General features: G+C 64.4%; 15 protein-coding genes. 10 read left to right on the top strand and 5 right to left on the bottom strand.

Translation table 11 applies throughout. The features are described 5' to 3' along the window. Positions 1-9: 9 nt before the first annotated feature. The 3 genes from ftsA to lpxC all read left to right on the top strand — a co-directional run bounded on the left by ftsA (position 10) and on the right by lpxC (position 4,261). Complete coding sequence (gene ftsA, locus ACE3OO_RS02495; RefSeq protein ID WP_374299387.1) at positions 10-1,251, top strand: cell division protein FtsA; 1,242 nt, start codon at positions 10-12, stop codon at positions 1,249-1,251. A 120-nt stretch (positions 1,252-1,371) separates the two neighbouring features. Then, entirely contained in the window at positions 1,372-3,135 is a 1,764-nt protein-coding gene (gene ftsZ / locus ACE3OO_RS02490) for a cell division protein FtsZ (protein ID WP_374299384.1), read from the top strand. Between the two features lie 166 nt (positions 3,136-3,301). After that, on the top strand, positions 3,302-4,261 hold the full coding sequence (gene lpxC, locus ACE3OO_RS02485) for a UDP-3-O-acyl-N-acetylglucosamine deacetylase (protein ID WP_374299382.1): 960 nt from the start codon (positions 3,302-3,304) through the stop codon (positions 4,259-4,261). Between the two features lie 77 nt (positions 4,262-4,338). Here lpxC and ACE3OO_RS02480 read toward each other — a convergent pair whose 3' ends face one another. Next, positions 4,339-4,740 (bottom strand): helix-turn-helix domain-containing protein, encoded by a 402-nt coding sequence (locus tag ACE3OO_RS02480; protein ID WP_374299380.1) that lies wholly within the window; start codon positions 4,738-4,740, stop codon positions 4,339-4,341. Between the two features lie 485 nt (positions 4,741-5,225). Here ACE3OO_RS02480 and ACE3OO_RS02475 point away from each other — a divergent pair, with 485 nt between their 5' ends. From ACE3OO_RS02475 to ACE3OO_RS02460, 4 genes are read left to right on the top strand one after another with little or no spacing between them, the layout of a single operon-like run. Beyond that, the gene (locus ACE3OO_RS02475; protein ID WP_374299378.1) at positions 5,226-6,152 is read left to right on the top strand and encodes an outer membrane protein assembly factor BamD; all 927 of its coding nucleotides are present in this window, start codon (positions 5,226-5,228) and stop codon (positions 6,150-6,152) included. A gap of 4 nt (positions 6,153-6,156) precedes the next feature. Beyond that, entirely contained in the window at positions 6,157-7,839 is a 1,683-nt protein-coding gene (gene recN / locus ACE3OO_RS02470; protein ID WP_374299376.1) for a DNA repair protein RecN, read from the top strand. Positions 7,840-7,841: 2 nt separating this feature from the next. Continuing rightward, positions 7,842-9,947, top strand: a complete 2,106-nt coding sequence (gene ligA, locus ACE3OO_RS02465; protein ID WP_374299374.1) for an NAD-dependent DNA ligase LigA — start codon at positions 7,842-7,844, stop codon at positions 9,945-9,947. After that, positions 9,923-10,633: a 3'-5' exonuclease gene (locus ACE3OO_RS02460; protein WP_374299372.1), complete on the top strand. Its 711-nt coding sequence runs from the start codon at positions 9,923-9,925 to the stop codon at positions 10,631-10,633. Before ligA ends, ACE3OO_RS02460 begins: the two co-directional genes overlap by 25 nt. A 4-nt stretch (positions 10,634-10,637) precedes the next feature. On the opposite strand, the gene ACE3OO_RS02455 is transcribed toward ACE3OO_RS02460, so the two are convergent. Both ACE3OO_RS02455 and ACE3OO_RS02450 read right to left on the bottom strand, forming a co-directional pair. Continuing rightward, positions 10,638-11,345, bottom strand: a complete 708-nt coding sequence (locus ACE3OO_RS02455; protein ID WP_374299370.1) for a ribonuclease activity regulator RraA — start codon at positions 11,343-11,345, stop codon at positions 10,638-10,640. 126 nt (positions 11,346-11,471) lie between these two features. After that, the gene (locus tag ACE3OO_RS02450; RefSeq protein ID WP_374299368.1) at positions 11,472-13,478 is read right to left on the bottom strand and encodes an aminopeptidase P family protein; all 2,007 of its coding nucleotides are present in this window, start codon (positions 13,476-13,478) and stop codon (positions 11,472-11,474) included. 194 nt (positions 13,479-13,672) lie between these two features. Between ACE3OO_RS02450 and ACE3OO_RS02445 the strand changes: the two genes are divergently transcribed. Both ACE3OO_RS02445 and ACE3OO_RS02440 read left to right on the top strand, forming a co-directional pair. Then, the gene (locus ACE3OO_RS02445; RefSeq protein WP_374299366.1) at positions 13,673-14,035 is read left to right on the top strand and encodes a DUF1127 domain-containing protein; all 363 of its coding nucleotides are present in this window, start codon (positions 13,673-13,675) and stop codon (positions 14,033-14,035) included. 445 nt (positions 14,036-14,480) lie between these two features. Then, positions 14,481-14,981: a DUF1127 domain-containing protein gene (locus ACE3OO_RS02440; RefSeq protein ID WP_374299364.1), complete on the top strand. Its 501-nt coding sequence runs from the start codon at positions 14,481-14,483 to the stop codon at positions 14,979-14,981. A gap of 22 nt (positions 14,982-15,003) precedes the next feature. Here the strand turns inward: ACE3OO_RS02440 and ACE3OO_RS02435 are convergent, their stop codons facing one another. After that, positions 15,004-15,915, bottom strand: coding sequence for a 50S ribosomal protein L11 methyltransferase (locus ACE3OO_RS02435; protein WP_374299362.1), 912 nt, complete (start codon positions 15,913-15,915; stop codon positions 15,004-15,006). Positions 15,916-15,932: 17 nt separating this feature from the next. Beyond that, positions 15,933-18,188 carry an ATP-dependent helicase gene (locus ACE3OO_RS02430; RefSeq protein ID WP_374299360.1) on the bottom strand — a complete coding sequence of 752 codons (2,256 nt, stop codon included), beginning with the start codon at positions 18,186-18,188 and terminating at the stop codon, positions 15,933-15,935. A gap of 211 nt (positions 18,189-18,399) precedes the next feature. Between ACE3OO_RS02430 and ACE3OO_RS02425 the strand changes: the two genes are divergently transcribed. Continuing rightward, positions 18,400-19,806, top strand: a complete 1,407-nt coding sequence (locus ACE3OO_RS02425) for an FAD-binding oxidoreductase (RefSeq protein WP_374299359.1) — start codon at positions 18,400-18,402, stop codon at positions 19,804-19,806. Positions 19,807-19,825 lie beyond the last annotated feature (19 nt).

Genomic DNA, 19,825 nt, shown 5'->3' with positions numbered 1-19,825 from the left:
AAGTAAGCCATGGCTGTATCGCGTAACGGATTGATCGCTGCCCTGGACGTGGGATCGTCCAAGGTCTGCTGCTTCATTGCCCGCGCCGATGGCGGCACCCTGCGGGTGATCGGCATCGGACATCAGCTCTCACGCGGCCTGCGCAACGGCAATGTGATCGACATGGACGGCGCCGAGCAGTCGATCCGCGCCGCGGTCGAAACCGCCGAGCGCATGTGCGGTGAAACCATCCGCGACGTCTATGTCAGCGTGAATGCCGGCAGCCCGCAATCGCACAGCGTCGGTGTTGAAGTCGATCTGGCCGGCCATGAGGTGACGGAACATGATGTCGCCCTGGTGCTCGACCAGGGGCGCCGGCATGAGCATCCCGGCGACCGCGAGATCGTGCACTCCATCCCGGTCGGCTATACCATCGATGGTTCGCGCGGCATCAAGGATCCGCGCGGCATGGCCTGCGAGCGGCTGGGCGTGAACATGCATGTCATCACCGCCGGCTCCGGCCCGTTGCGCAACCTGGCCACCTGCGTCGCCCGCGGCCACCTGCGCATCGCCGGCCGTATCGTGGCGCCGTTCGCTTCCGGCCTGGCCTGCCTGGTCGAGGACGAGATGGACCTGGGCGTGACCCTGCTCGACATGGGCGGCGGCACCACCAGCCTGGCGGTGTTTTACGACGGCCAGCTCGTGCATGTGGACGTCGTGCCGCTGGGTGGCGGCCATGTCACCAACGATATTGCTCGGGGCCTCTCCACCCCGCTCGCCCATGCCGAACGGCTCAAGACCCTGTATGGCACCGTGCTGCCCAGCCCGTCCGACGACACCGAGACCATCGACGTGCCGCAGGTGGGTGAGACCGACGATCATGCCCATAACCAGGTGCCGCGTTCGATTCTGACCGGCATCATCAAGCCGCGTCTGGAAGAGACGCTGGAGCAGGTGCGCGAGCGACTCGCGCAATCGGGATTCGAGAAGCTGGCCGGGCGCCGCGTCGTATTGACCGGCGGCGCCAGCCAGCTGCAGGGCGTGCGCGAATTGGCGGCCCGTATTCTCGACAAACAGGTGCGACTGGGCCGGCCGATTCGAGTCGGCGGCCTGGCTGAAGCAACCGGCGGTCCGGCCTTTTCGGCCTGCGCCGGCCTTCTCTCTTATGCGCAACAGCAGGCGGCTGAACGCACCATCCGCCTGCCCGAACCCGAGCCCGCACCCAACGGCACGATTTCACGAATCGGCCGCTGGTTGCGGGCCAATTTCTGATCGCGTGGCCAAGACGATGAACACCACATTCAAAACAACCAGCATCCACGCGGTTTTTGCATTGTCGCTTGCATCGCGCAGCGACTTTGGTCAAAGCAACAGTTAACCCTGGAGGAGAACATGGGTATCAATCTCACCATGCCGGCCACGCGGGAGCTGAAGCCCCGCATCGTCGTCTTCGGCGTCGGCGGTGCCGGCGGCAACGCTGTCAACAACATGATCGCCGCCCAGCTTGAGGGCGTCGAATTCGTTGCGGCCAATACCGATGCGCAGGCGCTGAACATGTCGCTCACCGAGCGGCGCATCCAGCTCGGCGTCAACCTGACCCAGGGTCTGGGCTGCGGCGCCAAGCCGGATGTCGGCCGCGGCGCGGCGGAGGAATCGCTCGACCAGATCCTCGAGCACATGCAGGGCAGCCACATGGCCTTTGTGGCGGCCGGCATGGGTGGCGGCACCGGTACTGGCGCGGCTCCGGTGATTGCCCGGGCCGCCAAGGAAATGGGCATCCTGACCGTCGGCGTGGTGACCAAGCCCTTTTCGTTCGAGGGCAGCCAGCGCATGAAGCTGGCCGAGGCCGGCATCCGCGAGCTGCAGCAGTATGTCGACACCCTGATCATAATCCCGAACCAGAACCTGTTCCGGGTGGCCAACGAGAAGACCACGTTTGCCGATGCCTTCAAGATGGCCGACAACGTGCTGCAGTCGGGCGTCCGCGGCATCACCGACCTGATGGTCATGCCGGGCCTGATCAATCTCGACTTCGCCGATGTCCGCTCGGTCATGAGCGAAATGGGCAAGGCGATGATGGGCACCGGCGAGGCCGACGGCGAGCATCGTGCCATCGAGGCGGCCGAGCGGGCGATTGCCAACCCGCTGCTGGACGATATCTCGATGAAGGGCGCCCGCGGCGTGCTGATCAACATCACCGGTGGCCCGGATCTCACCCTGTTTGAGGTGGATGAGGCCGCCAACCGCATCCGCGAGGAAGTCGATCCCGAGGCCAACATCATCGTCGGCTCCACCCTGGATCAGAACATGCAGGGCAAGATGCGGGTTTCCGTGGTTGCCACCGGTATCGATGCCGCCGCGCAGCAAATGCCGCAGCCGCAGACCAGCCCGTCGCTGCGTCTGGTGACCCCGCCGCAGGCCAAGCCGATCGCTTTCGGTGCCATGCCGCGGCCGGCCCAGACGGTTGCGGCCCAGGTTCAGTCTCCGGCCATGCCGGTGGCGTCCCAGCCGATGACGGCCGGCGCCACCGCTCTGGCCATGCCGGAAGCTGCGCCTGTCACGATGGAGGCCAGCATCGATCTGCCGGCCCCGGCCGATTTGCCGGAGGTGGAGTTCGCGCCTGTTGCCCAGCCGGTGGCCCAGCCTGCCGTTGCGGTCGCCGCCACGCCGGCCTTCGAGCCTGCTGCCGCGCGGCCGTTTGCCGCCCAGTTGGCTGAAGCCCAGGCTGTCGCGCCGCAATTCGTGCCGCCGGCTGCCCAGCCGCTGCCGACCCGCGCGCCGGAAGCCCTGCGCCAGCCCGATCCCTTCGCTGAAGCCGACATGGTGAACAAGCCGGCCGAGCCGAAGAAGAAGGCGAGCCTGTTCGATCGCATCACCGGCGCGGCTCGCGGTCGTGCGGCCGATGCCGAACCGGCGCCGATGCGTCAGGCCGAACCGCAGTTCACCCGCGTTCAGGCACCTGCCGCCCAGGCTCCGGTGTCCCAGGCTTCGGCGCCTCAGGCCCCGGCGGCGCCAGCCGCCACGGTGACCCGTACCGAGCCAGCGCCGCGACAGGCCGATCTGGGCCTGATCACGACGGCCGAACGCCCGGTGCCGAGCCGTCCGCAGGACGATTTGCTCGACATCCCGGCCTTCCTGCGTCGCCAGGCCAATTGATGTTCGAATAATAGAGCCGATTCAATGAGTTAAATGGCATCGGCCGCGTTACAGTTCGAAACATAGAGTGATTTGTTGTTGCCGGGGGTGGTTGCTACAACCATCCCCGGTTTTGTTTTTTGCGCGGGTCGCCCGATTCGCCGTTCCGGTTCAAGGAGTTCAATGCGTGCTCACTGCTGGTAAAATCGCCCAGAAGACGCTGAAGAACCGCATCAAGTGCTCGGGTATTGGCCTGCATAGCGGCGCCAGGGTCCATATGGTGCTGAATCCGGCGGCGCCGGATACCGGTGTGGTGTTCCGCCGCGTCGATCTGCCCGGCCAGCCGCTGATCCGCGCCCGCTTCGACCAGGTTACCGATTTGCGCATGTGCACCACTGTCGCCGCGGGCGAAGGGGTGTCGGTCGGCACCGTCGAGCATCTGATGGCAGCCCTCTCGGGCATGGGCGTCGATAACGTGCTGATCGATATCGACGGCCCGGAAGTGCCGGTGATGGATGGCTCCTCGGCCCCCTTTGTGTTCCTGATCGAATGTGCCGATGTGATCGAGCAGGTGGCGGCGCGCCGTTATCTCAAGGTGCTGAAGAGCATCGACGTGCGCGAAGGCAATGCCAGTGCTGCCCTGCATCCCGATGATGGCTTCACCATCGATTTCGAGATCGAATTCGCCAACCAGATGATTGGCCGCCAGAGCGCCGAGTTCCAGTTGGAACCCGGGCGTTTCAAGGCTGATATCGCGCGGGCGCGTACGTTTGGTTTCGTGCAGGAAGTTGAGCAGTTGCGCTCAATGGGCTTGGCCCGTGGCGGTTCGCTGGAGAATGCCGTTGTGCTCGGGCATGACCGCATCCTGAACGATGACGGCCTGCGCTACGACGATGAATTCGTGCGCCACAAGATCCTCGATGCGCTGGGCGATCTCTATCTGGCCGGTGCGCCGATCATTGGCCGTTACGAAGGCCGTCGTTCCGGCCATGCGCTGAACAACAAACTGCTTAAGACGCTGTTTGCCGATCAGAGCGCTTACGTCTGGACGACGCATGCCAAGGGCCGCGAAACGGCACGTCTGATGCCCGCGGCCGAAGCCGGCCTGCGTCAGCGGCCCGCAGCAGTGGCCGAAGCCTCGCTCTGACACCGGTTTGATAGCTCCAATAAAAAAAGCCCCGCGCAAGCGGGGCTTTTTGCATATCCGGATGCCGGTTGTGCGGATCAGTCGGCCGCGCTGGCGGCCTCTTCCTCTTCCTTGTAGCGGCTGGCGATGCTCTTGATCAGGCCGGCCACCGCGGAGCGGATCGTCGTGTCTTCGATATCGCTGAAATTGCGCACAAGCTCGATGGTCGAGCGGTTCTTGCCGCCATGCTCCAGGGGCTTGCTTTCCAGCTTGGCTTCCAGGCCTTCGAAGAAGTAGGCCATGTCGACCTGCAGGCGCTGGGCGATTTCGAACAGGCGGCCGGCGCTGACGCGATTGGCACCGGTTTCGTATTTCTGGACCTGTTGGTAGGAAATCTTCAGGGAGTTCGCGAGTTCTTCCTGGGTCAGGCCAAGTTCAGTACGGCGGGCGCGAATCCGTTCGCCGACATATTCATCAACACGCGTTGCGATCTTGCCCATAGTCTCACCTCATGGCGGTGCCGGGCGAACCGGCCTTGGATACTTTAGGCCGGCCGGGGCCGGCATCCTGTGTCACTCGATAACAGCTACGTCACTCGATAACTGTTTTACGCGATAACGATTCAGCCCGCCGATCTTGGCGGATCAGGGGGCGGAGTTATCATCCGTGCCCTGATTTTATCCTTGGCCTATTCTAGCCGTCTTTCGGGCCGGCGCTACTCGCGGCGCGCGATTAAACCTATACCGAAACTGTCTGAAACCGGGTGTTGATACCTGTAATAGGAGAATTTACAGATAGTGAAAATCGTTCAGAAGCATAGGTTGTATTGCGCGGGAAAAATCGCAGGAATATTGCATACATAGGCTGGTGCGGCCCATGGGGCTATCCCAAAGGCGTAGCCGGACAGTGAGTTATCCCGAGGGCAGGGTGCCGAATCAGGCGGCAACCTTGATTTTCACAGGCCCCCATGCGACAGAATCCGCCCATGCCGATGCTTCGCCGATTGGATTCGTCGCGGGTTGTGCCTTCCGCGCGCCGCGATTTTGCCGCCCCGGCCCTGAACCGGGCCCTGAGCGCGGCGTATGGCCGGAAAACCGCAGCGGGGCTCAGGCTGCTCCTGCCACTTGCTCTTGCCCTGGCCCTGGCTGCCTGCGGCGCCAAAGACCCGCCCTATGTCGAGCGGCCGGTCGAGGAACTTTATAACACCGCCATGGACGCCATGGCCGCAAATGAGTGGGACGTTGCGGCCCGTGGCTTCGACGAAGTCGAGCGCCAGCATCCATATTCGGTCTGGGCGACCAAGGCCCAGTTGATGGCCGCCTATTCCTATTACCAGAAGAATTCCTACACCGACGCGATTTCGGCTGCCGATCGCTTCATCCAGTTGCATCCCGGCAACAAGGAAACGCCCTACGCCTATTATCTGATGGCGATCTGCTATTACGAGCAGATCACCGATGTTGGCCGCGATCAGAAGATCACGCAGCAGGCGTTGAATGCCCTGGAGGAAGTGGTACGCCGCTATCCGAACAGCGAATACGCCCGCGACGCCCGCCTGAAGATCGACCTGACCCGCGATCACCTGGCAGGCAAGGAAATGACCATCGGTCGCTATTATCTCCGTTCGGGCCAGCAGATCGCCGCCATCAACCGTTTCCGCACGGTGATCGAAAAATACCAGACCACCACCCATGTCCCGGAGGCACTGCATCGTCTGGCCGAGGCGTATATGTCGCTCGGCGTGCTGGACGAGGCGCAGAATGTTGCGGCCGTGCTTGGCTACAACTATCCGGGCAGCGAATGGTATGTCGACACCTATACCCTGGTGACCGGCGAAACGGTGCCAGGCGCCAAGACGGCTGACGGCGAAGGCAAAGGCTGGTTCGGTCGCACCTGGAATTCGATTTTCTGACGCCATGCTGACCGGCCTGAGTGTCCGCGACATCGTGCTGATCGAGCGGCTCGATCTGGCCTGTGGCGATGGCCTCGGTGTGCTGACCGGCGAGACCGGTGCCGGCAAATCCATCCTGCTCGATGCCCTTGGCCTGGCGCTGGGTCGTCGTGCCGATGCCGGACTGGTGCGCAGCGGCGCAGCCCAGGGCGTGGTTTCCGCCGTATTCGATCTGCCGGCCAAACATCCCGCTCATGCCATCCTGTCCGAACAGGGGCTCGACAGCGCCGATGAACTCGTGCTGCGCCGCGTGGTGGGCGCCGATGGCAAAAGCCGCGCCTTCGTCAATGACCAGCCGGTCAGCATCGCCTTGCTGCGCCGGCTGGGCGATACGCTGGTGGAAATCCATGGCCAGAATGACGAACAGGGTCTGACGGATGCCACTATCCATCGCGCGCTGCTGGACGAGTATGCCGGACTGGAAAAAGACGTGGCCGGCTTGCGCGATGCCTATCTGGCGATGCGTGATGCCGAGAAAGCCCTGACCGATGCCGCCCAGACGGCCGAACAGGCGCGGCGCGAGGAGGATTTCCTGCGCCATGTGGTGAACGAATTGCAGGAGCTGTCGCCCAAACCCGGCGAGGAGCAGGAACTGGCGCAGCAGCGCAGCCTGCTGCAGGCGGGCGAAAAACTGGCCGCCGCCATGCAGGAGGCGCAGGGCGCGCTGGAGCAGGGTGGCGGTGTGGATGCTCGCCTGCGGGCCTGCCTGCGGGCTCTGGAACGCGTGGCCGAGAAAGCCGGCGGCAAGCTGGATGCGGTGATTGCCCAGGCCGACCAGGTGTTGTTGCAGGCCGGCGAATTGTCGGCGGCGTTGGACCAGACCGCGCGTGAGCTGGATCTCGACCCGCAGCGGCTGGATAAAGTGGAGGAGCGGCTGTTTGCCCTGCGCGCCGCCGCCCGCAAGCATAATGTCGCCGTCGATGATTTGGCTGCCATGACCGACCGCTATGCCGAGCGGCTGGCCCTGATCGACAATCAGGCCGCCAGCCTGGGCAAACTGGAGAAGGCCGCCGCGGCGGCCAGGACGGCATATCAAGCAAAAGCAGAAACGATCTCTGCCGCACGTCGCAAGGCAGCCGCCAAACTCGACAAGGCGGTGGCGGCTGAACTTAGCCCCCTGAAACTCGGCGCGGCGAAATTCTCCACATCGGTCGAGGCGCTGCCGCCCGAGCAATGGAGTGCCGAAGGTGCCGACCGCGTGCAATTTCTGGCCAGCACCAACCAGGGCACGGCGCCGGGTTCGCTCGCCAAGATCGCCTCGGGTGGCGAACTCAGCCGTTTCATGCTGGCCCTGCGGGTTGTGCTGGCCGGCCGTGGCTCGGCCGGCACGCTGATTTTCGATGAAGTCGATCGCGGCGTCGGCGGCGCGACGGCCGCTGCCGTGGGCCAAAGACTTGCCCGGCTGGCCGAGCGCGTGCAGGTGCTGGTGGTGACGCATTCGCCGCAGGTGGCCGCCAAGGGCAGCCACCACTGGCGCATTGCCAAGCGTGAGACCGGCCCGGTGAAGAATCGCACAACGCTAACTGAAGTCGCGCCGTTGGCGGCCACCGAGCGGCGCGAGGAAATCGCCCGCATGCTGGCTGGCGCCACGGTCACCGACGCGGCCCGCGCCGCTGCCGACAGCCTGCTGGCCGGACAGGAGGCTTAAAGATGAGCCGCCAGCGCGCCAAGCCGGTGGCCGAACTGGGGCCGCGCCAGGCCAAGCTGGAGCATGCCCGGCTGGAACAGGAAATCGCCGAGCATGACAAGCGTTATCACCAGCAGGATGCCCCGGTCATCTCGGATGCCGATTATGACGCGATGAAGCGTCGTTTGCTGGAAATCGAGGCGCAGTTTCCCGATCTTGCCACTCTGGGCGGCGTCTCCAGCCGGGTCGGCGCCGCGCCGGCGGCGGGGTTTGCCAAGGTGCGCCATGCCAGGCCGATGCTGTCGCTCGACAATGCCTTCGCCGAAGAAGACGTTGCCGATTTCCTCGGCCGCATCCGGCGTTTCCTCAATCTCAAGATCGACGACGACCTCACCCTGATCGCCGAACCAAAGATCGACGGCCTGTCGGCCAGCCTGCGGTATGAGAATGGCGAACTGGTGCGCGCGGCGACGCGCGGCGATGGCCAGGAAGGCGAGGATGTCACCGCCAACATCCTGACGCTGAAGCACGGCGTACCACATAAGCTGCATGGCCGTGGCTGGCCCGATGTGCTGGAAGTGCGCGGCGAAGTCTACATGACGCGCCATGATTTCCTGGCGCTGAACGAGGCCCAGGAAAAGGCAGGCGCCAAGATCTTCGCCAATCCGCGCAATGCCGCCGCCGGCAGCCTGCGCCAGCTTGACCCGAAGATCAGCGCCCAGCGCCCGCTGCGTTTCTTCGGATACTACTGGGGTGAGGTTTCCGAACCCCTGGGCAAGACGATGCGGCAGGCCCGCGACAAGCTGGCCGACTGGGGTTTCACGCTGAACGATCCGGTGAAGGTTTGTCATAGTTTCGAGGACCTGATCGGTTATTACCGCAAGATCGCCGCCCAGCGCGCCAGCATGGCCTTCGATATCGACGGCGTGGTCTACAAGGTGGACCGGCTCGACTGGCAGGAGCGGCTCGGTTTCATCAGCCGCTCGCCCCGCTGGGCCATCGCCCACAAATTCCCGGCCGAGCAGGCCCAGACAATCCTGGAGAATATCGACATCCAGGTCGGTCGCACCGGCGCGCTCACGCCGGTCGCCAAGCTCAAGCCCGTGAATGTCGGAGGTGTGCTGGTTTCGAATGCCACTCTGCATAACGAGGACGAGATCGCCCGCAAGGATGTGCGTATCGGCGATACTGTGATCGTGCAGCGCGCCGGCGACGTGATCCCGCAGATCGTCGGCGTGGTGCCGGAGCATCGCCCGAAGGATGCCCGGCCGTTCAAGTTTCCCACCCATTGCCCGGTCTGCGGCGCGCCGGCCGAGCGCGAGGCGGATCCGAAGTCGGGCGAGGAGGATGTAGTGCGGCGCTGCACGGGCAGCATCAGCTGCCCGGCCCAGGCCATGGAAAGCCTGCGGCATTTCGTGTCGCGCAACGCCTTCGATATCGAAGGGCTGGGCGAGAAGCAGATCGCCGCCTTCTATGAATGGGGCTGGCTGAAGGAGCCTCGCGATATTTTCCTGCTGCATCGCCATGCCGATGCACTGCAGCGCAAGGAGGGCTTCGGCGAGACATCCGTGGCCAAGCTGATGGCCGCCATCGAGCAGCGCCGCGTGATCGGTTTCGACCGTTTCCTCCATGCTCTGGGCATCCGCCATGTCGGGCAGGAGCGCGCCCGCCTGGTGGCGATGCATTACGGCACGCCGCAGGCCTGGCTGGATGCGATGGATGCGGCGAAGGAGCGCGAGGGCGAGGCCTGGGGCGACCTCAACAGCATCGACAAGATGGGCGACGTGGTGGCCGATGCCATTGTCACCTTCGCCACCCGCCGGCACAGCCGCGCGGTGATCGATCATCTGCTGGCCGAACTGCGCGAGGTGGTGCCGCCGGAAAAGCCGGCGCAGGATTCCCCTGTCGCCGGCAAGACCGTGGTGTTCACCGGTTCGCTGGAACGATTCACCCGCGACGAAGCCAAGGCGCGTGCCTTGAGTCTGGGTGCCAAGGTGGCCGGCTCGGTCTCGAAGAAAACCGACTACGTGGTGGCGGGTCCCGGTGCGGGCAGCAAACTTGCCGAGGCGCAGAAGCATGGCGTGACGGTGCTGACCGAGGATGAGTGGCTCACGCTGATCGGCAGCTGACCATGCTGGTGCAGCGCGCGATTCCGTCTGTCGCATCTATTTCCGGCGCCTCGGCCATCGCGCTGGATTTCGAAACCGCCAGCCAGAACGCGGGCAGTATCTGCTCGGTCGGTCTGGCCTGGATCGCGGATGGGCAGGTGGCGCACACGGCCCATTGCCTGGTCCGGCCACACGATATGCGCTTCGATCCCTGGCATGTCAGCATCCATGGCATCCAGCCCCATGACGTGGAATTCGAGCCGGAATTTCCCGCCATCTGGGACGACCTTCTGCCGCATCTGGAGGCCACGCCTTTGCTGCTGGCCCATAACGCGCCGTTCGATATCGGCGTATTGCGGGCGGCGCTCAGCCATTACGATCTGGCCTGGCCGACGCTTTCTTATCTGTGCACGGTGAAGATCGCCCGCGCCGTCTGGCCCGACCTGCCGAACCACAAGCTGCCCACGGTGGCCGAGCATATCGGCTTCGAGCTGCAACATCATGCGGCCGACAGCGACGCGGCGGCCTGCGCTGGCATTGCCCTGCGCGTCATGACCGATGCCGGCAGCAACGACCTGATCGGCTTGCTCCCGCGCTTCGGGATCAAACCCGGCCGGCTGGAGCCGGGATATCACGAAGCCTGTTCGTCAATGACGGAACGGCGCTCGGCCTTCCGCCGCCATCGCCCGCCGCCGTGGCTGCGATAGGCGTTCAGCCCTTCTTCATCTCCGCCTCATAGCGGGCCTTGGTTTCGGCATTGGGGGGATAGAGGCCGGGCAGGGGTGTGCCTTTTTCCACCTCGCCCATGATCCAGGTTTCCAGTTTCTCCTGTTCCACGGCTTCGGCCGTCACCTCGGTCACGAGTGCCTGAGGAATCAGAACCGCGCCATCGGCGTCCAGCACGATCACGTCGCCGGGAAACACCGCCACGCCGCCGCAGCCGATTGGCTCCTGCCAGTTCACGAAAGTCAGGCCGGCCACGCTGGGTGGCGCGGCAACACCATCGCACCAGACCGGCAGGCCTGTGCCGATCACGCCGGCGCCATCGCGCACCACGCCATCGGTGACCAGGGCCGCCACGCCGCGCTTCTGCATGCGCGCGCAGAGGATGTCACCGAAGATGCCGGCATCCTTGACGCCCATGGCATCCACCACGGCGATGCAGCCTTCCGGCATGTCCTCGATGGCGCCACGCGTGCTGCGCGGCGAGGCCCAGCTCGCCGGCGTCGCGAGGTCTTCACGGGCCGGCACGAAACGCAGCGTGAAGGCTTCGCCGACGATGCGCCTGTCCTGCGGGGTCAGCGGCTTGGCGCCGCGCAGCCACACGTTGCGCAGGCCCTTCTTGAGCAGGACGGTGGTCAGCGTCGCCGTCGTGACCAGTTCCAGGGCCGCCTTGATCCGTGCATCCAGCATCGTCATCTCTCCTTGCAGGGGACGACAGGCTAGGCAGGGCCGGGGAGCACTGGCAAGCAGGCAGACGGATTTTTCCGGAGCGGCTTGCGCTGAATCAATCCGGCTTCAACCCCCCCAGCGGCACGGGGGGCTTCAAGCCCCCAATGGGGCGGTCGCCTGTTTCAGCCAGTCGCGTGTCTCGTCGTCCACCAGGGGCGCGATGTCGTGCCAGACCAGCGCATGGTAGGCATCCAGCCAGGCGACCTCGGCGGCGTTGAGCAGGCATAGTTCGATCAGGCGGCGGTCGATGGGTGCGCGGGTCAGCGTCTCGAAGCCGAGCCAGCTTTTGCCATTCTCGGCTTTCTCGGTTTCGACCCGTACGGCGACCAGGTTCTCGATGCGTATGCCATAGCCGCCGGTCTTGTAATAACCCGGCTCGTTCGAGACGATCATACCGGGTTTCAGCGGCACCGCGCTGCCGGCCTTGGCGATGCGCTGCGGGCCTTCATGGACCGAGAGGAAGCTGCCGACGCCGTGGCCGGTACCGTGGTCGTAATCCAGTCCGATTTCCCACAACGGCTTACGCGCCAGGGCATCGAGCTGCTGGCCGGCGGTACCTTCGGGAAATTTCGCCGTTGCGATGGCGATATGACCCTTGAGCACGCGGGTGAAACGGTCGCGCATCTCTTCCGTCGGCGTGCCGATGGCAACCGTGCGGGTGATATCGGTGGTGCCATCGGGATACTGGCCGCCGGAATCGACCAGATAGAGGTTGCCGCTTTCCAGGTTGCGATTGGTGGCTTTGGTGACGCGGTAATGCACGATGGCGCCGTTGGGGCCTGCGCCCGAGATCGTGCTGAACGACAGGTCGCGCAGGCCGTTATCCAGCCGGCGGAAGCTCTGCAGTTTTTCCGCCGCGCTGATCTCGTCGACGGCGATGCTTTTTGCCGTCTGCTGGTCCAGCCAGGCCAGGAAGCGCGTGATGGCCGCTCCGTCGCGGCGATGGGCGGCGCGGGTGCCGTCCAGCTCGGCTTCCGTCTTGCATGCCTTGGGCAGCAGGCAGGGATCCTCGGCGCGGATCAGTTTCGCGCCAGCCTGCTCCAGCGTCTGCAGCACGAAGATGCCGCTGGTGGCCGGATCGACCTGCACGGCTTTTTTCGCCTGGCCCAGGGTGGCGAGGGCGGCGGGGAAATCTTCCGGCGCATGCAGGCGCACATCGGCCAGATGCTGGCGCACGGCAGCGTCAAGCTTGCGGGCATCGATATAAAGGTCGACCGCGCCGTCAGCATTGAGCACGGCCATGGAGAGCGGCAGCGGCGTATGGGGCACGTCGCTGCCACGGATGTTCAGCAGCCAGGCAATCGATTCCGGCAGGGTCAGCACCACCGCATCGGCCCCGCGCGCCTTGATGACGGCGGCGATTTCGGCGCGTTTCTCTGCGGCGCCACGGCCAGCCAGATCCGTCGACTGGATCAGCACCGGTCCCAGCGGGGGCGGGGGCTGGTCGGCCCAGACCACATCGATGGGGTTGCCATCGGCTGCCACAAGCGTGGCACCGGCGGCTTCGCAGGCGGCGGCAAAACGCTTCACGCCGTCTTCAACATGCAGCCAGGGATCGTAGGCCAGTTTCTCCCCGGCCTTCAGGTTGGCCTTCACCCAGTCGGTGGGTGGATTGTCGATGCTGTGCAGGCGCTCGAACAGCGCGCCGTCGACCTGCTGGGCGAGTTGCAGGGTATAGCGACCGTCGCTCCAGATCGCCGCCTTGTCGGTCAGCACGATAGCCAGGCCGGCCGAGCCGGTGAAACCGGTCAGCCAGCTCAGGCGCTGGGCGCGCATCGGCACATATTCGCTCTGGTATTCGTCGGTCAGCGGCACGATTACGCCGGCCAGCCCGCGTTTGGCCAGTTCGGCGCGCAGAGCGGCCAGCCGCCCGGCAACGGCATTCCGGTCCTCGATGGCGGCGGCAAAGCGCGCGGCCAGTTCCGCCACCAGGGCGGCGGCCTTGTCGGCCGGCAGGGCTGCGTCGGCCGGCAGCAGGGCCAGGCCGGGGAAGCCGCCGAAGACTGCCGGCGCGGCGGCGATTCCACGTAACCAATTTGTAAGCACGGGCGGCAGACCGGCAGTGAGGGCTGAAAGCGGGCCTGGCTGGTGCAGTGTCATGGAATAACCCGTTGCTGTGTCGTTGAAATTATGGGGCGGGGAAGGGCATTCGTCCAGACTAAGCTATGCAGTTTCTGCAATGCTGCGTAAGCAAACGATCATGGGTAAGTCATTGTTTTTTCATAGGTGCAGTGCAATATTCTGCCCGTGGCCGCGATGCACAGAGAAGCCCGGACCACAGAACGGAGACTACCATGAACACCCTGCGCAACCAGACCGCTTTTGCCATCCCGGCCAACCTGGCGCCCATGAGCGCCGCCGAGATCGAGGCCTATGCGCGTCGTATCCGCGCCGAAGCCATTGCCAACCTGATCGTCGGTGCCTGGACCGCCCTGAAGGGCGCGACCACCCGCTTCAAGGCCTATCTCGCCCAGAAGCGCGCGATGGACGAACTGAACGGCCTCGATGACAGCATGCTGCGCGATATCGGCCTCAGCCGCTCGCAGATCCCGGCCGCCGTGGCCGGCCTGATCGAGCGTCCGGCTCCGGTCGCCCATGTGAACGAGAATGTCGCCGCCGCCAAGGTGGCCCGCCTGGTGCCGCGCGAAGCGGCCTAAGCGGCAAAGTTCCCCCCGCCGGTACCGGCAGAGTATCGCGTCGCCTTCATAGTCTCCTCCCCCTGAACGGGGGCGGCGCACCGGTTACCGACAAGAACGCGCGGCCCAGGGCATTGCCCTTCGGCCGCGCGTTTTTTTATGGGTCGGGTTCAGGGCCGGATTCGGGATCGAGGATGGATTCGCTCGGCATGCGATAAAGGCATGGCTGATTTCGAGCCGGTGCAAGGCACCCGCTAACCGCTTGATTAATCAGCAGGCGGAAAAATTAGGCAGCCGGTTATTTTTTATACATAATTGAATTTGCTCAAAAATTTCATCATTTCGCTCTTGCAAAATAAATGGTGCGATGCAATATATACGGCAGCGGTGCTGACGTAGTTTCATAAGTTACGCAGGCTCGCTGAGGAACACCCGGGGCGGCTTATCCAACGTGAAGGAGATAGCCATGCAGACCCCGCGCTTGAACAAGATGCCCTCCACCCTCGACAGCTCGGCCTACCTCTATCTGGGCTTGACCGATTACGTGCAGCTGGAGCGTGAAGCCCGCCGGGCCCGCGCCCGTCTCATCGCGTCGTACCTGACCCGTGCCTGGAACAGCCTGTTCGGCGTGAAGCCGGAGCCGAATGACGCGGTCGATTTCAGCGCCGACGACCTGATCGCCATGGGCGTGCCGCGGAAGGATATCCGCGTCGCTCTGTTCGGCCAGTCGCTGGGCAATGTAATCGCCTCGCTCGGTCGGCGGATTGTCGCCTCGATCCAGCGCGCCACGGCGGAAGCCGAACTGCGCAATCTGGACGACCGTACACTGCATGATATGGGCCTTAGCCGTTCCGATATTCCGGCGGCAGTGGCTGGCGATATCTATCGCCCTGGTCAGCCGTCGAACGAGAATGCCGGCGAAGCCAAGGTGCAGGTGCTGAAGCAGAAGGAAGTCGTCGCGGCCTAACGCGACGCTTGAACGCCGCGCTTTAGAGGCGGCGTTCAAACACGAGGGTATGCCAGCCTTCGCGCGGGATGCGCCGCGCAAGGCTGAGCCCTCCGGCATGAAGCCCCGTCGCGCGGTAGCGGGCGACGATCAGGCGCTCTTCGCGCGCCAGCAGGCCGGAAAGCACCAGATGCCCACCAGCTGCCACCAGGTGGCTGAGGCCTGTGGCCATACGGCAGAGCGGCTCGGCCAGGATATTCGCCACCACCAGATCATAGGGCCCGTCCGCCTTCAGTCGTGGATCATCCGGCCGGCTTGCAGTCACCGCCGTGATGCGGCTGGTCAGGCCATTCAGACGAATATTGTCGCGCGTTACGGCGACGGCCACCGGATCGATATCGGCAGCCAGCACCTGCCGCGCACCGGCTTTCGCGGCCGCCATGGCCAATACGCCCGACCCGGTGCCCATGTCGAGCATGCGGCGTGGCGCGCGGATGCGGCAGAGATCGTCGATCGCCAGCAGGCAGCCATAGGTGGATGGCGCGCGACCGGTACCGAAAGCCAGTCCGGCATCCAGCAGCAGGCTTAAACTGCCGGGTGGAATCGCGTCGGCATCATGGGCGCCGTAGAGGAAAAAACGTCCGGCGCGGATCGGCGCATTCAGCTTGTTGGTGTGGCGTACCCAATCCTGCGCGGGCAGATGATCGAAGCGGATCATGGCGGGAATACCCAGCGCTTCGGCGATTTCACCCAGCCGTTTGCGCCAGAGGTTCTGATCCGGCGGTGTATCGAACAGCACCTGCACGCGCCAGTCGGGGCTGACCGCCACGCCGGGCTTCAGCACTTCATACGACGTCACAGCCAACGCCTCATCACCGAGCATCTCCTCGGCGGCGGCCACCAGGTCGACCGGCACGTCCAGTTCGACCGACCAGAATTCAGGAGAGAGGGGCATGCTCAGGCTTTCTCGGCTCAGGCTTTCTCGACGAAGGAGGCGATCACGCGCTTCTCGCCGGCCTTCTCGAAACCGATCAGCAGCTTGTTGCCCTCGATGGCGCGGATTTTCCCGTACCCGAATTTCAGGTGGAATACGCGGTCGCCGAGATTGAACGCAGCGTCGTCGGGGCTGCGCTGTACGATGTCGTCGTCATCAATCCGGCGGGCGCGGCCCTCGATCAGGCCGCTTTTGCTGCGTGGATATTGCGGCGAGAAATCCCAGCTTGTGCCTTGATAACCGCTGCTGCCGGCCGTGCTCTCGCTGAAACCGCCGCCGATATAGCCCGTGCGCTGGTTGCCGCGATACAGGCCTGGCTGCGCGCGTTGCTCGATATGCTCGGCGGGCAGTTCGTCGAGGAAGCGCGAGGGGATCGCCGATGTCCACTGGTTATAGATGCGGCGATTGGCGGCAAAGGTGACATGCGCGCGTTTGCGCGCCCGCGTCAGGCCCACATAGGCCAGCCGGCGCTCTTCCTCCAGGCCGGCGGTGCCGTTGCTTTCCAGCGAGCGACGGCTGGGGAACAGCTCTTCTTCCCAGCCGGGCAGGAACACATAGTCGAATTCCAGGCCCTTCGCCGCATGCAGGGTCATCAGGCTGACCATTTCGGCGTCTTCGCTGTTCTCGGTATCCATCACCAGCGCGACGTGATCAAGGAAACCGGCGAAATTCTCGAACTCGCCCAGAGCGCCAATCAATTCCTTCAGGTTTTCCAGCCGGCCCGGCGCTTCGGGCGACTTGTCCTCCTGCCACATCTGCATGTAGCTGGATTCATCCAGCAGGATGGCAGCCACCTCGGTATGCGGCAGCTCGGCCGCCTGGCTGCGCCAGCGCTCGAAATCGGCCATCAGTTTTTTCAGCGTGTTGCGCTGTTTGGGCTTGATCTCGTCGGTCTGCAGCAGGTCGTGCAATGCGGCGGTCAGCGACTTGCCGGCGGCCCGCGCCGCCTTGTGCAGCATCTGCAGCGTGCTTTCACCCAGGCCGCGCTTGGGCACGTTGACGATGCGCTCGAAAGCCAGGTCGTCGTCGGGCTGCATCAGGACGCGGAAATAGGCTATGGCATCGCGGATCTCGCGGCGTTCATAGAAACGCAGGCCGCCGACGACGCGGTATTTCACCCCGATGGTGAGAAAGCGTTCTTCGAAGGCGCGGGTCTGGTGGCCGGCGCGCACCAGGATGGCGATCTCGTTGGGCGAAACCTTCTCGCGCTCCAGCGCCTCGATTTCCTCGCCCACCAGCCGGGCTTCCTCGTCGCCGTCCCACACACCCTGCACGATGACCTTGTCGCCCTCGTTCAGGTCGGTCCACAGCGTCTTGCCCAGCCGGCTTTCATTATGGGCGATCAGGCCGGATGCAGCACCCAGGATATGCGGGGTGGAACGGTAATTGCGTTCCAGCCGCACGATTTTCGCACCGGGGAAATCCTGCTCGAAGCGCAGGATGTTGCCCACTTCGGCACCGCGCCAGCCGTAGATCGACTGGTCGTCGTCGCCCACGCAGCAGATGTTGCGATGGGTCTGCGCCAGCAGCCGCAGCCACAGATACTGCGCCACGTTGGTGTCCTGGTATTCGTCCACCAGGATGTAGCGAAACTGGTGCTGGTATTTCTGCAGCACCTGCGCGTGTTCGTTGAACAATGTCAGGTTATGCAGCAGCAGGTCGCCAAAATCGCAGGTATTGAGCTGCAGCAGGCGCTCGCAATACTGGCGATACAGGCCGGCGCCCTTGCCCTCGGCAAAGCCGCCTTCACTGTCGGGAATTTTCTTCGGCCCCAGGCCACGATCCTTCCAGCGGTCGAACTGCGCTTTCAGCAGGCGCGGTGGTACCTGCTTCTCGTCCAGCCCTTCGGCCTCGATCAGTTGCTTGATCAGGCGCAGCTGGTCGTCGTCGTCCAGGATGGTGAAATTGGGTTTCAGGCCGACCAGCTCGGCATGGCGACGCAGGATGCGGTTGGCGATGCCGTGGAACGTGCCCAGCCACAGGCCATCGACGGCGTTGCCGACCAGTTTTTCCACGCGCTCGCGCATCTCGCGCGCCGCCTTGTTGGTGAAGGTAACGGCCAGAATCTGGCTCGGCCATGCCAGCCGGCGGTAGAGGATATGCGCCAGCCGCGAGACCAGCACCCGGGTCTTGCCGGTGCCGGCGCCGGCCAGCACCAGCAGCGGGCCATCCAACTGGTTCACCGCCGCGCCCTGCGCCTCGTTCAGCCGCGTCAGCCAATCCGGCGGGGGCATGGATGCTGCCGCGGCCGGGTCGGCGGGAGGACTATTTTCCGGCTCGAATCCGGACAGGTCGAAAGGGTCAACGGACATGGCGCCTACATAGCCCAAGCGGGCAGGGCTGACCACCCGCACAACCTCGTTGCAGGGCATATCCCGCGCCGTCTGCCGATTGCCCCGCCTGCGCCAACGCGTTACCTCTATTGGCATTCCAAGGAGAAACGCCATGGCCCCCGTCGCCGCCCAGCCCCGCCTGACCCCCGCCGCCACCGAGACGGCGCTAGCCGCGTTGAAGCAGTTGCTCGGCGACCGGCTGACCACCGCCCAGGCGGTCCGCGACCAGCATGGCCGGGATGAGTCGTGGAACCCGCCATTTCCACCCGATGCCGTGGCCTTCCCGCATTCCACCGAGGAAGTGGCCGAGGTCGTGAAGATCTGCGCCGCCCATGGCCTGCCGATCATTCCCTATGGCGCGGGCACCTCCTTGGAGGGCCATGTCACCGCGCTGCAGGGTGGCATCAGCATCGACCTGATGCAGATGAACAAGGTGCTGCAAGTGAATGCCGAGGACCTTGACGTGGTCTGCCAGCCGGGCGTCACCCGCAAGCAGCTTAACGAATACCTGCGCGATACCGGCCTGTTCTTCCCGATCGATCCCGGCGCCAACGCCTCGATCGGCGGCATGGTTTCCACGCGCGCCAGCGGCACCAATGCGGTGCGTTATGGCACCATGCGCGAAAACGTGCTGGCGCTGACCGTGGTGATGGCCGATGGCCGCATCATCCGCACCTCCAAGCGTGCCAAGAAATCGGCGGCCGGTTACGATCTCACGCGGTTGTTCACCGGCTCGGAAGGCACGCTCGGCATTATCACGGAAATCACCCTGCGCCTCTACGGCATCCCCGAGGCGATGTCGTCGGCGATCTGCTCGTTTGCCACGCTGGAAGGCGCGGTGAATACCGTGATCCAGACCATCCAGGCCGGCATCCCGGTGGCGCGCATCGAATTGCTGGATGACGTGCAGGTCGATGCGATCAACCGGCATTCCAAAACCGATATGCCAGTGCAGAATCTGCTGATGCTGGAATTCCATGGCACCGAGGCCGCGGTCGCCGAGCAGGCCGAAATGGTGCAGGCCATCGCCTCTGACCATGGCGGCAACAATTTCCAGTGGACCACCAAGCCGGAAGAGCGCGCCAAGCTGTGGCAGGCGCGCCATGATGCCGCCTATGCCGCCAAGGCTTTGCGCAAGGGCTGCGAGGTCTGGGCCACCGATGTCTGCGTACCGATATCGCGTCTGGCCGAATGCATCCTCGAGACCAAGGCGGACGTGGTGAAAACCGGTTTGACCGCACCGCTGGTCGGCCATGTCGGCGATGGCAACTTCCACCTCGCCATCGTGCTCGACCGCAACAACCAGGCCGAGATCGAGACCATCGAGGCCTTCAACGAGCGCCTGGTGCACCGGGCGCTGCGCATGGATGGCACCTGCACCGGCGAGCACGGCATCGGCCGCGGCAAGATGAAGTACCTGACCGCAGAGCATGGCGAGGCGGTGGCGGTGATGCGGGCGATCAAGAAGGCGCTGGATCCCGACAATCTGATGAACCCCGGCAAGATTTTCAGTATCTGAACGCTGCGGCCGGCCCTGG

The sequence above is a fragment of the Ferrovibrio sp. genome, from assembly GCF_041906005.1.
Taxonomy (GTDB): domain Bacteria; phylum Pseudomonadota; class Alphaproteobacteria; order Ferrovibrionales; family Ferrovibrionaceae; genus Ferrovibrio.
This window is presented reverse-complemented; position numbering and strand designations above follow the sequence as displayed.

What these genes read in the sequence shown, in the direction of transcription:
- ACE3OO_RS02425 (WP_374299359.1), top strand. Translation starts at nt 18,400, where the DNA reads ATGGCCCCCGTCGCCGCCCAGCCCCGCCTGACCCCCGCCGCCACCGAG.
- ACE3OO_RS02445 (WP_374299366.1), top strand. Translation starts at nt 13,673, where the DNA reads ATGAACACCCTGCGCAACCAGACCGCTTTTGCCATCCCGGCCAACCTG.
- ACE3OO_RS02440 (WP_374299364.1), top strand. Translation starts at nt 14,481, where the DNA reads ATGCAGACCCCGCGCTTGAACAAGATGCCCTCCACCCTCGACAGCTCG.
- ACE3OO_RS02455 (WP_374299370.1), bottom strand. Translation starts at nt 11,345, where the DNA reads ATGACGATGCTGGATGCACGGATCAAGGCGGCCCTGGAACTGGTCACG.
- ACE3OO_RS02480 (WP_374299380.1), bottom strand. Translation starts at nt 4,740, where the DNA reads ATGGGCAAGATCGCAACGCGTGTTGATGAATATGTCGGCGAACGGATT.
- recN (WP_374299376.1), top strand. Translation starts at nt 6,157, where the DNA reads ATGCTGACCGGCCTGAGTGTCCGCGACATCGTGCTGATCGAGCGGCTC.
- ACE3OO_RS02450 (WP_374299368.1), bottom strand. Translation starts at nt 13,478, where the DNA reads ATGACACTGCACCAGCCAGGCCCGCTTTCAGCCCTCACTGCCGGTCTG.
- ACE3OO_RS02430 (WP_374299360.1), bottom strand. Translation starts at nt 18,188, where the DNA reads ATGCCCCCGCCGGATTGGCTGACGCGGCTGAACGAGGCGCAGGGCGCG.
- ACE3OO_RS02435 (WP_374299362.1), bottom strand. Translation starts at nt 15,915, where the DNA reads ATGCCCCTCTCTCCTGAATTCTGGTCGGTCGAACTGGACGTGCCGGTC.
- ftsZ (WP_374299384.1), top strand. Translation starts at nt 1,372, where the DNA reads ATGGGTATCAATCTCACCATGCCGGCCACGCGGGAGCTGAAGCCCCGC.
- ligA (WP_374299374.1), top strand. Translation starts at nt 7,842, where the DNA reads ATGAGCCGCCAGCGCGCCAAGCCGGTGGCCGAACTGGGGCCGCGCCAG.
- ftsA (WP_374299387.1), top strand. Translation starts at nt 10, where the DNA reads ATGGCTGTATCGCGTAACGGATTGATCGCTGCCCTGGACGTGGGATCG.
- ACE3OO_RS02475 (WP_374299378.1), top strand. Translation starts at nt 5,226, where the DNA reads ATGCCGATGCTTCGCCGATTGGATTCGTCGCGGGTTGTGCCTTCCGCG.